Source organism: Alphaproteobacteria bacterium (genome assembly GCA_015062495.1).
Taxonomy (GTDB): Bacteria; Pseudomonadota; Alphaproteobacteria; order Rs-D84; family Rs-D84; genus Enterousia.
In genome coordinates, this window is the sequence record SUUN01000002.1 from 320,749 (window position 1) to 333,563 (window position 12,815).

Sequence of the window (12,815 nt, forward strand, 5' to 3'; positions counted from 1 at the left end):
GGATTTTTTATGCTGACAGACTATTTTTTGAATCATGGATTTTCATTTTTTGCCAGTGGCTGGACACAATTTGCAGGCGGATTTTTTATATCGTTTATGATAATACTGTTGTTTGGGCGTGGCTTTATTCGTGCCATGCGCGCCGCCCAGAAAAAGGGTCAACCAATCAGTGAAAATGTCCCCGAAACCCACCGGCAAAAGGCTGGCACACCAACAATGGGCGGAATCTTGGTTGTTGTTGCTATATTGGTTGCGTCCTTGATGTTTATGCCACTGTCGAATCCAACAGGTTGGATTGCGTTGTCTGCATTGGTAATGTTTGGTGCGTTGGGCTTTGTTGATGATTATAAAAAGGTTACATCCCAATCGCGCAAGGCTTCAAACGGTCTGTCGCCGTTGACGCGCCTGCTGGTCGAAGGTGTGTTTGTCGTAATCCTGGCATATTTAATCAATAAAACAATGCCACCATATATCCCAGAATATTCATTGGCGATTGGCGCGGGTATAATTTTGCCAATAGGGTTGTTGTATTATGTGTTTGCGTATTTTGTGATTTGTGGTGGTGCAAACGCGACAAATATCACAGACGGCCTGGATGGTATGTTGGCAAAATTGTACATACCGGTTCTGGTTGTGTTGGTTGTTGCACTGTACGGTGCGACCCGTATTGGATTTATGGATACAGTTATGTTTTTACCAATGGCCAGTGGCCTGTACGCAGTACTGGGGGCGGCATTTGGTGCGATTTTGGGATTTTTATGGTATAATTCAAAACCGGCGTCAATATTTATGGGCGATGTTGGATCGTTGGCACTGGGTGGTTTTATGGGTACGGTTGCGATGCTGTTAAAGTCTGAAATTATCATGGGCATTGCGGCGGGTATGATGGTGTTAATACTGTTGTCGTCATTTATCCAGACTATGTATTTTAAAACAACACGCAAAATAACCGGTACGGGTCGTCGTGTGTTTTTGCGCGCCCCCCTGCATCATCATTTCGAAGAACTGGGCTGGCCAGAAACCAAGATAGTTGAACGATTTTTCATTATATCGATATTGTTTTCAGGACTTGCGTTGGTTTTGTTGAAATTCGCATAAAATATGTGATGGGGTGGTGATGTTCAAACTGACGCGAAACGATGACAGTAAATTAACCAGTTGGTACTTTGAAATAGACAGACGCCTGCTGGGGTGTGTTTTATTACTGATTGCGCTGTCTGCGATATTTGTTGTGTCGGCTGGGTCGGTTGCGGCCGAACGCATCGGCATGCCGTGGTACTTTTATTTGGTCAAGGCAATCCCATTTTATTGCGTCGGCTTGGTATTCTTATTTTCATCCAGTTTTTTAAGTACAAAATGGGTACTGCGCGTATCTGCGGCAAATTTACTGTTTGGTTTGGCGTTGTTGCCATTAACGGTTGTTGCGCCACATATCATTAACAATTCCGCACGTTTTGTATCGTTTGGATTTTTTAATATCATGCCGGCAGATATTATGAAACCCGGCTTTATCATAATGACGGCGTATTTTCTATCACGTATGAAGGAACGCTATGGCGCAAACATATTTTTTAATCGCGACGCATGGCGGTTTGATACCTGGCTCAGTTGGGTATATTACTTGGCGTTGTTTGGATTGACTGTTTTAATTGTATTTAATCATCCTGACTTTGGTACGGCGGTTTTGTATTTGTTGGTTTTTTGCGCAATGGTGTTTATTGCGGGCCTGCCACTGGTATTAATTCCTGTGTTTGCGTGTATTGGTGCGTTGATGTTAACAGTTGCCTTTTTTACCCTGGGGCACGTGCATCGTCGTATAATTGCGTTCTTTACCGGCACCGGCGACACGTACCAGGTTGATAATTCCGTTGATTCTATTCGCCATGGTGGGCTGCTTGGGTCGGGTGATGACGCATTTGTTAAACAGTATTTGCCCGACGTACACACGGACTTTATCTTTGCCGCCATTGCCGAAGATCTTGGGGCAATCATGGCATGTGGATTGTTGTTGCTGTTATTCTTTGTTTTTCGCCGTTTAATAACCAATGCGACCAATGCGCGTGATTTGTTTGTATTATACGCGACAGGCGGTACAGCGGCGCTGTTTGGAACACAAATCTGTTTTAATATGTTAACAACATTAAATCTGTTCGCGCCCAAGGGTATGACATTACCATTCATATCATATGGGGGCAGTTCGCTGTTGGCCTATTGCCTGTTGTTTGGTATGATTTTGGCAATTGTCCGCGAAGATAAATGGAAACAGTAATACGGGGGTATATTATGAAAGTATGGATTGCAACGGGCGGTACGGGCGGACATGTGTATCCGGCACTAAGCGTTGCCGAATGTTTGTCTGCGCGTGGTCATAGGATAACAATTTCATGTGATGGTCGTGTGCGTGATATGGTGCGTCGTGGTGCGCCGTCTGGCGCGCGCTTTGCGCATGTTTGGGCGTCTGGCGTTGGCGCAAAAAGTCGCCTGAAACAAATCTGGGCATTGTCCAAGATTGCTGTGTCTGCGTTTGCGTTGACCATGCGTTTTATGATTTTTCGTCCTGATCGTGTTGTGGCGTTCGGTGGTTATGCGTCTGTGCCGGCGGTCTTTGCAGCGCACGTATGGCGTGTTCCAACATTTTTGCATGAACAAAATGCAGCAATCGGGCGCGCAAATAAATTTGCGATGCGCTGGGTCAAAACATTGATGACCAGTTTTCCAACCGTATCCGGTATTCCAAATTCCACAACGCGTGTTGTGTATACGGGGCTGCCCGTTCGTCGTGATTTTATAAATTTGGCGGGTGCACCATTAACGCATGACGGAAAATTATTGGTGACGGGTGGTTCACTGGGGGCGCAGATTTTAGACGAAGTTGTACCTGCGGCCATGGCATCAATGAAAAATAAAAAGATTTTTATCACGCATCAAACGCGTCCTGAAAACGTTGAAAAATTACAGCGTTTTTACGCAGAAAATAAAATTCGCGCAAATGTACTGTCGTTTATTCATGATATGTCATCTGCGATTGCGGGTGCTGATTTGATAATCGGTCGCAGCGGGGCCAGCACTGTTGTTGAAATTCAGACAATTGGTCGTCCCGCGATATTTGTGCCATTAAATATTAACCCAGACCAGGCCGCCAACGCCGCATCCTTTGCCAAGACCGGTGGTGGCTTTGCCGTTGAGCAATCTAAATTCACCCCCCGTTGGTTGGCGTCCACATTATCAGAATTATTTGATAACCCATCGCGTTTGGACAAAATGGCGGCAAAATCACGGGTTGAAAATAATGCGGTAAATTTAATCTGCGATGAAATAACAAAATAAAAGAACCGCCACTTGGCGGTTTTTTATTATTGTCTGCACGAAAACACAGTACCCATTGTGTTTTGGATTTTATCCTGTTCGCGTTCAAATTGAATTTGTTCGTACGATTTGATTCGATTTTTGATTAAAAATGCATCCTGTTCTTCGATATATTTGCGTTGTCCATCAATGCCCAGTCCTGCTATGTCATGGCCCCGCGTGGTATTAAAGAATTCTGGTCTGAATCCATATTCCCACGACAGGCGTATTCTGTCCGCGTCCCATAAACACGCAGACACCCCATCGGGTGCGACGCGTCCAATTGTATGATTTCCAACCGCATATAAAATTTGTCGAATTGTTGATTCCGATAAATTTTTATAGTTTTTTGATAAAAAATCCCGCCCCACCAGGACCGCCCGCGGCCCATGTTCTGTGCACCATTCGTCATTGGTGCGCGCACAGTCGTGCAACCCCGCCGCCAGAATTACTGGCAAAACATCCTGGTTAATACTGTATGCCAAATCAATACCAAACAGTGCGACTTGATTTGTGTGGCTCAGTCCATGATATCCATATTTTGATTGTGTTGTGATTTCTGTGATTTGCGGCAAAATTTGATTAAAATACAGTTTGTAATAATATGCTTTGTCTTGCTTCATGATACCCTTCCATAAATCTCGGCCGAACAAATGTTGCACATAATTAAAATTATATCAAATGAAAATATTTTTTAGATTTTTTTCACAAAACACTTGCAATTTAATCATTAAAACATATAATAATTAAGATTTTTAACAAAATTGCAAATCAAACCTATTATACAGGGGATAAAAATGGCGCGCAAGGAATTTGTTCGTTTAATGGAAGAAAATATTTGGACGTTGGATAAAATCGCAGACAAACTGCGTCTTGATCGTGTTGATACAACCGGCTATCCGCGTCAGTTGATGTCAATTTTGGTGCGTTTGCACAATGGTGGGCGTGCAAAATTAAAAGACATCGCCCGCCGCGAACATGTGTCCGCGCCAAATTTATGTGCCGCATTCAGACGCTTAGAGGCTGATGGCCTGGTCATTCGTACGATTGATGACGCCGACCGTCGTAACACATGGTATTGTGTGTCTGAACGTGGTGCAGAATTGGCGGTTGTTGCGATGAATTTGTTTCGTGCGGGTGTTGAACGTGTTTTTGCGAATATTTCACGCGATGATGAGGCACGTCTGACCGATGCGCTGCGTACAATGCACGATATTATCAAAAAGGTGGAGTTAGATAATGAATAAATGTAAAACCATATCGATGGTCGCATGTTTATGCGCCGGCATTTGTGTTTCGCCGGCGTATTCTTTGGACTTGTCCTTGAATGATGCGATTGCGAAAATCGAACATGAATCACACGATTTGAAAAAAGCCCAGGCCAATGTATCCAAGGCCGAAGCATCCCTGGATGCAGCCAATGCATCACGTTGGTTTTCAATTGATGGAACGGCGTCATATATGAACATGGTGAATATTGAAAATCCATCAGAATCCATGGGGATTGAATTACCACCTGAAATGGGGGGCTTAATTTCCGAATCCCTGGAAAACCAGTCTGTATTTATCGAAATTCCTGATAATATTTTCCAGGCGGGCCTGACATTTACCCAGCCTATTTATACATTTGGCAAAATCGGCAATGCGGTAAAGTCTGTTAAGTCTGCGATTAAAATGGCTGAATCTTCGCGGGAATTAACCCGTCGTTCGGTTCGCTATGCTGCGACTGACCTGTATTGGACGGCGAAAATGACCGACGAAATGGTGCGCTTGTCTGAAACGGATTTGAAAAACGCGCGCACCGCGAAAAGCAAATTGACATCCGCTGGTCGTGCCAACCGCAGCAATCTATTAAAAATTGAATCAGATATTATTTCCAAGGAAGTAAACCTGGCGCAGACAAAATTCAATCGTGATACTGCCCACCGTATGTTAAAAATTATGGCGGGAATTGATGTGAACGAAGAATTAGTTTTGACAGACAATTTCCCGAATGAATTTTCGGCACTGGACGCCGGCGAATTGACGTCAACGCCCCAGTGGGAAATTTTGGACGAACAGGTAAACATGTACGAACGCGCGGCGCGTTCCAAACGTGCAAACAATTATCCGACATTGGCGGCAACGGCGTCTTATACATATTCTTCAATGGCAGGCGATATCGGTCATCTGTTCGATAAACGGGGTGGGCAGTCTGCGTATTGGGGATTGGCCTTGCAAATGCCGATTTTCAATGGTGGTTTAAATCGTGCCAACGCAACAGTCGAAGCGATGAATGCCGCCGCGGCGCGCGAAGACCTGGCCCAGGCCAAAAAAGTCACAACCGAAGAATACAACAACGCGATAAATCGTTATGATATGTTGCGCGATAATCTGGCGTCCCTGGAAAAAGCACGCGACCTGGCGGCAAAGACATATGAATTGTCCCAGAATCGCTTTGCGGCCGGTCAAACATCTGCGGTTGAATTGGCGGATGTGTCGGCGGGTTTATATCAACTGGACGCATCTGTATTGCAAATGAAGTACAATATTTTAATGTCTGCGGAAACGGTGAAAAAGTTAGGTGAATAAAATGGAAAAAATACAAAGAACAATGGCAACAAAAAAATTCAAAAAAATCGCATACATTTCATTGGTTGCGATATTGGCGGGTTGGGTTATATTCCGCTTTGCGGCGGTTGCGTCTGAAAATGCGCGTTTTGTATTTAATGCATCGCGTGTTGCTGCGGACAAGGGCGCACCTGTTTTGGCAATTGAAATGTCAAGCGTACCTGGCACATTATATGAACCGTTGGCGGTCAAAAACAACCGTGCATACGTGTCGGCCGCCCGCGCCCAGAAACTGCGTGCCGGTCAAAAAATTGGGGCTGGTAAAATTACATCTGTGTCGTCCAGTATTGACTATGACACGGGTATGTATATTGTTCGCACAACGGGTGTATCTGATGGATTACAAATGGCGGAATTTACGACAACGGGGCACTTTGTTCCATTATATGCTATTACCGATGGTTCTGTTTTTGTAATTGAAAATGGTGTGGCGACGGCGCGCAATGTAAACGTTGCCCGTCAGGATTCTGAAAACGCATATATTGCATCGGGCCTGCGTGACGGTGACATTGTTATTTTGTCATCTGTTCGTGCCGGCGATAAAGTTCAAATGAAAAATTAGGGCAGGGGGGTATAAGATATGTTAAAGTTTTTTGTTCGCAGACCAATTACCACATTAATGTTTGTCTTAGTATGGGTTGTATTGGGACTGGTATCATTTCCAAATATGAATATTGAACGCACACCTGCGTTGGATTTTCCATTGGTGACATCGACATTTATTTATCCAGGGGCATCACCCGCCGAACTGGAATCCCAGGTTGTCAAACGTGCCGAAGATGCCATCAGTGAAGTTTCCGAATTGAAAAAGGTGTCTTCATACATTTATGAAAACAGTGCCATGGTAATGGCAGAATTTAATCTGGGTGTAAACGTTAACGACAAATCATCTGAAATCAAAAATAAATTAGATTCTTTGATAACAGAATTCCCAGATGACATGGAACAACCAATGGTGGAAAAATTAAATCCACTGCAAGAATCCGTGGTTGATATTGTAATCCGTGGTGCGGATGCCCGCGATGTCGAAGAATATGTTGACGATGTTCTGTCCACAAAAATTACAGGGATTAAAGGCGTTGCCAGTGTTTCTGTGTTTGGTGGTCGCGAACGCGCAATTCGCATTGCGATGAATCCTGATTCAATGGCGGCGCACGGTGTTACGGTGATGGATATCGTATCTGCACTGGGGGCGCATAATCTGAATGTCCCAGGCGGTAAAATTGAAACGTCGTCAAATTCATCAAACGTGCGTTTTATTGGCGAATTTGCATCTGTTGATGAAATTGCTAATTTGCGTTTGACCACGGTCGAAGGCGACAACTTCAAATTATCTGACGTTGCCCAGATTACAGATGCCGCCCGCGACATTGAAAATGGCGCGCGCTATAACGGTGAATCCGTTGTGATTGCGTCGGTGGTCAAGGCATCTGACGGTAACGCCATTAATATTTCAAATGCACTGCGTGAACGCATGCCTGAATTCCAGGCGGATATGTCTGCGCGTTTTCCAAATGCTGAAATGTTGATTGCGGCGGATTCGTCTATCGCGGTATCTGATGAAACAGACAGCACCATCAACGGTATTATCCTGGGGGTTCTGTTAACTGTATTGGTATTGTTGGCATTTACGCGCAACTGGCGTTCCACAGTTATCGCAGGCGTCGTTATTCCAGCGTCATTGGTTGCGGGCTTCTTCTTTATGGATAACAGTAATTTTACCATTAACGCATTGACGTTGTTGGCATATTCGTCTGCACTGGGGACATTGGTGTCGAACGCAATTATTTTGATTGAATCTGCCCTGCAAGAATTACGTGCTGGCAAAAATCCCGAAGACGCCGCAATTGACGGAACCAAGAAAGTTGCCGTATCTGTTTTGGCGGGTGTTGGCACAAACGTTGTGGTGTTCTTGCCACTGGCATTTATGGGTGGAATCGTTGGACAATTCATGGTGCAATTTGGTATGACAGTTGTGTATCTGACGGTATTGTCGTTGATGTTCTCGTTCACATTGACGCCAATGATGATTGCAAAATTCTTGCGCCTGACGGATAAAAACAATAAATCAGCCAAGAAAAAACAGACCGAATATCCAAAACCAACCAGCACCGGTTGGATGCGTCGTTGGTTTGAATTTCAGGGACGTCACCCATGGCGCGTTATTGGTATGGCGGTTGTGATATTTATTGCATCGACAATGCTGATGAAATTTGTTGGTAATGAATTCTCGCCATCGACGGACGCGAATGAAATTACAATCACAGCGCGCGCCCCAATGGGTTCAACGTTTGAAAAATCTGAATCGATTGCAATGCAAATTGAACAGCGTCTGACCGAATTTCCCGAAGTTGCCGCTACAACCGTAAAAATCGGCGACCAGGGCTTACAAAACATCGATATTATCGTTGAATTGGTCGATGTATCCGATCGCGATATATCGGACAAAATGTTGGCCCAAAAAATATTGCCTGCAATCGCAGATGTCGCAGATGCTGAAATTCAGATTCGTGCCGGCGAAGCGTCATCGGCCGGTGTGTCATCTGACCTGGTGTTAAACGTATTTGGACCGGACGATGCCAAACGCGAAGCATACGCCGCCCAAATTATTGACACAATCAACCAGATACCCGAGGTTCAATCCGCCGTCCGCGCACAACAGTTGCCGGCCATGGAAACCCAGTTCATCCCAGACCAAGAAAAAATGAATTTCTGGGGTGTGCAAAATGCATACGCGGGCACAACATTGCGTACCGCGCTGTACGGGAACGATGATTATAAATACAAAGAAAATGGCGAAGAATATCCAATCATCCTGGAATTTGCCCGCCCGTTCAAGAACGCATCTTTGTTTGATAACGTCTATGTAAATTCGCAAAAGGGCATGGTTGCATTATCCGACCTGGGTGATGTAAAAATGGCGCGTGCGACACCTGACATTCGTCGTCTGGATAAAAACCGCCTGACCGAAATTGACATCAATATCGGTAAATCAACCATGGGCCCAGTCCAGGCCAAGATTCAATCTGAATTAAACAAGATTGATTGGGAATACGGATATTTTGCCGAATTTGGTGGCATGTCTGAAATCCAGGGCGAAACCACCGGTGAAATCGGCCAGGCTTTCTTGTTGGCAACGATTCTGACATTTATGTTGTTGGCGGCAATTTTGAATTCGCTTGCGCATCCGCTGACGATTGCAACATCAATCTTGACCAGTTTTACAGGCGTATTTATCTTGATGTTCTTGTCTGGTGCGACAATGAACGTTGGTGCGATGTTGGCGTTTGTTATGTTGGTGGGCTTGGTGGTTAACAATAACATTTTGGTATTAGAACCCACAATCAATCGTGTGGCTGCGGGTGAAGATATGCACGCCGCCCTGTGGACTGAATTGATGGATAAAAAGAACATGGTTTTGATGACATCAATCGCAGTTATCGCCGGTATGGTTCCCCAGTTATGGTCAATCGACGGTATGAAGGTCGCAATGGGTGCGGTTATGATTGGTGGTATGTTTGCAAGTCTTGTATTTACATTCACCCTGACGCCGGCGATATTCTTTGTAATGGAACGTGCGCGTCGTTGGAAACCAAAATGGCGCAAATAAAAGATCCCGCCGAATGGCGGGATTTTTTATTTCCCAAAAATAAACGAATTATTTTTTGATATTTCGATAATTGCGTCCATGTTGTCATCGTCGGATGTTCGTTGACGTTTGACTTTGCCGCAAATTTCGCATTTATGTGTAATGATAAATTTATCCCCGTCGGATTCGACGGCGATTGGCGTCATCATACCGCCACATGTCGCGGCGCGGTCGCCCGGATTATTATCCACATGACGCGACCACAGACACTTTGGGCAATGGTTTGTATATCCATTACCATGTACAACTGCGCCACAATGGGCGCAGTTAAAATCTTCGACTGTTTTTGTAAAGCCTTTCATTATATACCCAGTGCGTTGCGGTACATCTGTGTTAATTCGTCCGCTTCATCCAGTTCATCTGGGTCCAACTTGCGCAGGCGTATCATCTGGCGAATGTATTTTGGGTCGAACCCGGCGGATTTAGCCTCGGAATAAATTTCTTTGATATCTGCTGCGATTGCGGCGGTATCTTCATTTAATTTTTCGATACGTTCGATAATGCTTAACAATTGTTGGTTATCAATTGCGCCATGATTTGCCTGTTTCATTTCTGTTTTCCCCTTGTTTATTTATGGCAATTATGATATATCATAAATCGTAAAAATCAAGAAAACAAATTTAAGATATATCTAAGGAAACATAATGAATAAATATACAAAAATCACTGCATCGATTGGCCCAAAGTGCGAAGACAAAGAAACCCTGACGCGTATGATTTCGGCGGGTGTTAACATGTGCCGCCTGAATTTTAGTCATGATACCGGCGACGTCCAGGGGCATAAAATCGATATGATACGTGAAATTTCAAATGAATTAAATACACCTGTTGCGATTATGATTGATTTACAGGGGCCAAAACACCGCATTGGTAACTTTGAAACCGAAGATAAATATCCACTAACCATCGGCCAGAAATTCACATTTGACACCGACCCAACCCCGGGTAATGCAACGCGTGTCCAGTTGCCCGATGCCGATGTTTTGGGGTCGTTAAACGTTGGTGACAGAATTTTGTTAAACGATGGTAAAATTGAAATGCGTGTTGATTTTGCGTCACCTGAACGCGTTGATGCAACGGTTATTCGCGGTACTGAAATTTGGTCGCGTCGCGGCTTTAATTTGCCCGATACCGAAGTCAACACATCTGTCCTGACGGCCAAGGATCGCGCAGACCTGGAATACGCAATCACCAAGAATCCAGACTATGTTGCGATTTCATTCGTGCAAAAGCCCGAAGACGTTGCCGAAGTTCGTGATTTCATCACCGCGCGCAGCGCACACCCAATTAAAATCATCGCGAAAATCGAACGTCCAAACGCGGTTGAACGCATCACAGATATCGCCGCCGCCGCCGATGGCATTATGATTGCGCGTGGCGACCTGGCGGTCGAAGTGCCATATGCCGAAGTTCCCGCAATTTCCCGTCATATCATCCGCGAATGTCGCAAAATGAACAAACCTGTGATTGTTGCAACCCAGATGTTGGGTTCTATGGTAAACAGTGAATTTCCAACCCGTGCCGAAATCACAGACGTCGCGAACACTGCATACCTGCGCGCAGATTCAACCATGACATCCGAAGAAACAACCATTGGAATTAATCCGGTGAACGTAATTGAAACGATGTACAATATTCTGGCGCACGCAGACGCAGACGCGATTGCCAATCCTTATGATTGGTCGCGTGTTGAAAATATTCCTGAAAACGATTGGTCACGTTCGGTTGCGTCCATGGCGTATTTGAACCGTGCGTCTGCAATTGTTGTGTTCGCGCGTGACACCATTGCCACAACCCAGATTTCGTGCCGCAAACCCGACATCCCGGTTATTGCGGTATGTAATGAATCTGTTGTTGCGAACCAGTTGTGCCTGGCGCGTGGTGTGTTCCCAATTTATTGCCCAGAATTATTCGGTATGCGTGATGCGTTTAATTCCGCACGCCGGTTTAATATCAATATAGGTAAATTGGTTATCGTGGACGAAGATAAAATCAGCCTGCGTACATTGGATTAAAAAAATCCCCCGCCCGGGGGATTTTTATTAGTGTGGCACAAAGCATTTGTGTTTTTATTTTTATCGATATATAATTACCGTGCGCTGGGGAATTTCCAGTGTGGGGTATAAAGACCTCTCCAAGATGTCAGAGATGACAATAACCATCTCCAACCTAAGTGGTTGGAGGGTTGTGATATACATAAATAAGCAACACTATTCTTGGATAGTCTTTAACCTCCAACCGCTTTTGATTATCAATTGCGGTTCTTTTTTAACCTTTTTATTTATGGGGCGCAATGATGCACGTTGAATACAACCAAGAACAGATTGAACAAGACCCAGGAATGTTATCCTATTACACTGGGCAAAAGATAGAACGAATCAGACAAGAGTTAGGAATCCCGTCCTATCATATGTGTGATATTTTGGCGATTTGTACTGCGTCGGAATACTATCTTGTAAAACTGGGCGCTATTGATTTGGATGTGTATCAGAAGATAATGTTTGTTGCGATTACACGCCGTCCGTTGGAATAAAAAAACCGCCAATCGGCGGTTTTTTTAATTTGCCGCTGTGGCGGCCAATCTTTTACGGCCCGCTGCGCGACGACGATTCAGAACATCGCGACCACCGGCGGTTGCCATACGTGCACGAAATCCGTGTGTGCGAACACGGCGTGTTTTCGATGGTTGATATGTACGTTTTGTTGCCATGACTTCAAACCCTTGGTTTATTTCTTTTACTTTTATGCTTCAAGTGTACCCGAGCAGCATCATCCGTACACCCGAAAAAATCCGTTTGTGCCCCTATTTAATCACACGTTTTATAAAAACGCAACCTTTTTATTTAGATTTTATTAAACCGAACTTTGCCAACGCTTCCATTGTTAAATAATATATAAACAACGCTACAAACAGTTTATAAAACGGCAAAAACATATTATCCATCATAAATCCTGTTTATCTTTGTTTGTTGTGTACGTTATGACACATGCGTTCAATACCATTGATTAATTTAATCATCTGGTTCAGATTCCATATTTGGCACGTAAATTGTGCGCGTGCAATGCAATCGTGGCCGGATGTGTCACGCATTTCCTGTGCCCAATTGCGCGTTTCAGTTAAAATATCTTTGATTTGTCCCATGTAATTTATGCTATCACGAATACTGGTTTTGTCAATTGAATTTTTGGGCTTTATTTCTTGACCAAAAGC

The 12,815-nt window shown here is 44.4% G+C and carries 14 protein-coding genes; 9 read left to right on the forward strand and 5 right to left on the reverse strand.

Annotated features, from left to right (window positions below; translation table 11 throughout):
- The first annotated feature begins 9 nt into the window (after window positions 1–9).
- The 3 genes from mraY to E7008_04170 are packed head-to-tail and all read left to right on the forward strand — an operon-like array spanning window position 10 to window position 3,327.
- The gene (gene mraY, locus E7008_04160) at window positions 10–1,098 is read left to right on the forward strand and encodes a phospho-N-acetylmuramoyl-pentapeptide-transferase (protein ID MBE6457107.1); all 1,089 of its coding nucleotides are present in this window, start codon (window positions 10–12) and stop codon (window positions 1,096–1,098) included.
- 19 nt (window positions 1,099–1,117) lie between these two features.
- Entirely contained in the window at window positions 1,118–2,269 is a 1,152-nt protein-coding gene (locus E7008_04165) for a hypothetical protein (GenBank protein ID MBE6457108.1), read from the forward strand.
- Entirely contained in the window at window positions 2,257–3,327 is a 1,071-nt protein-coding gene (locus E7008_04170; protein MBE6457109.1) for a UDP-N-acetylglucosamine--N-acetylmuramyl-(pentapeptide) pyrophosphoryl-undecaprenol N-acetylglucosamine transferase, read from the forward strand. Before E7008_04165 ends, E7008_04170 begins: the two co-directional genes overlap by 13 nt.
- A 26-nt stretch (window positions 3,328–3,353) precedes the next feature.
- Here E7008_04170 and E7008_04175 read toward each other — a convergent pair whose 3' ends face one another.
- Entirely contained in the window at window positions 3,354–3,968 is a 615-nt protein-coding gene (locus tag E7008_04175; GenBank protein ID MBE6457110.1) for a hypothetical protein, read from the reverse strand.
- Window positions 3,969–4,142: 174 nt separating this feature from the next.
- Here E7008_04175 and E7008_04180 point away from each other — a divergent pair, with 174 nt between their 5' ends.
- Genes E7008_04180 through E7008_04195 form a run of 4 tightly spaced genes read left to right on the forward strand, consistent with a single transcriptional unit; the run spans window position 4,143 to window position 9,565 of the window.
- Window positions 4,143–4,592, forward strand: coding sequence for a MarR family transcriptional regulator (locus tag E7008_04180; protein MBE6457111.1), 450 nt, complete (start codon window positions 4,143–4,145; stop codon window positions 4,590–4,592).
- Window positions 4,585–5,916 carry a TolC family protein gene (locus tag E7008_04185; GenBank protein ID MBE6457112.1) on the forward strand — a complete coding sequence of 444 codons (1,332 nt, stop codon included), beginning with the start codon at window positions 4,585–4,587 and terminating at the stop codon, window positions 5,914–5,916. Before E7008_04180 ends, E7008_04185 begins: the two co-directional genes overlap by 8 nt.
- Window position 5,917: 1 nt before the next feature.
- A complete protein-coding gene (locus tag E7008_04190) occupies window positions 5,918–6,517 on the forward strand; it encodes a hypothetical protein (GenBank protein MBE6457113.1) in 600 nt (199 codons plus the stop codon).
- Window positions 6,518–6,535: 18 nt separating this feature from the next.
- Complete coding sequence (locus tag E7008_04195; protein MBE6457114.1) at window positions 6,536–9,565, forward strand: efflux RND transporter permease subunit; 3,030 nt, start codon at window positions 6,536–6,538, stop codon at window positions 9,563–9,565.
- A 26-nt stretch (window positions 9,566–9,591) separates the two neighbouring features.
- On the opposite strand, the gene E7008_04200 is transcribed toward E7008_04195, so the two are convergent.
- On the reverse strand, window positions 9,592–9,906 hold the full coding sequence (locus E7008_04200) for an RNHCP domain-containing protein (GenBank protein MBE6457115.1): 315 nt from the start codon (window positions 9,904–9,906) through the stop codon (window positions 9,592–9,594).
- Window positions 9,906–10,154 (reverse strand): DUF2312 domain-containing protein, encoded by a 249-nt coding sequence (locus E7008_04205; GenBank protein MBE6457116.1) that lies wholly within the window; start codon window positions 10,152–10,154, stop codon window positions 9,906–9,908. The genes E7008_04200 and E7008_04205 overlap by 1 nt, the downstream gene beginning before the upstream one ends.
- Before the next feature lie 94 nt (window positions 10,155–10,248).
- Between E7008_04205 and pyk the strand changes: the two genes are divergently transcribed.
- Together pyk and E7008_04215 are read left to right on the forward strand one after the other, a co-directional pair.
- Window positions 10,249–11,619, forward strand: a complete 1,371-nt coding sequence (gene pyk, locus E7008_04210) for a pyruvate kinase (GenBank protein MBE6457117.1) — start codon at window positions 10,249–10,251, stop codon at window positions 11,617–11,619.
- A gap of 278 nt (window positions 11,620–11,897) precedes the next feature.
- Window positions 11,898–12,137, forward strand: coding sequence for a hypothetical protein (locus E7008_04215; GenBank protein MBE6457118.1), 240 nt, complete (start codon window positions 11,898–11,900; stop codon window positions 12,135–12,137).
- A 24-nt stretch (window positions 12,138–12,161) separates the two neighbouring features.
- On the opposite strand, the gene E7008_04220 is transcribed toward E7008_04215, so the two are convergent.
- A complete protein-coding gene (locus E7008_04220) occupies window positions 12,162–12,314 on the reverse strand; it encodes a 50S ribosomal protein L34 (protein MBE6457119.1) in 153 nt (50 codons plus the stop codon).
- A 246-nt stretch (window positions 12,315–12,560) separates the two neighbouring features.
- Window positions 12,561–12,746 carry a hypothetical protein gene (locus E7008_04225; GenBank protein ID MBE6457120.1) on the reverse strand — a complete coding sequence of 62 codons (186 nt, stop codon included), beginning with the start codon at window positions 12,744–12,746 and terminating at the stop codon, window positions 12,561–12,563.
- Window positions 12,747–12,815 lie beyond the last annotated feature (69 nt).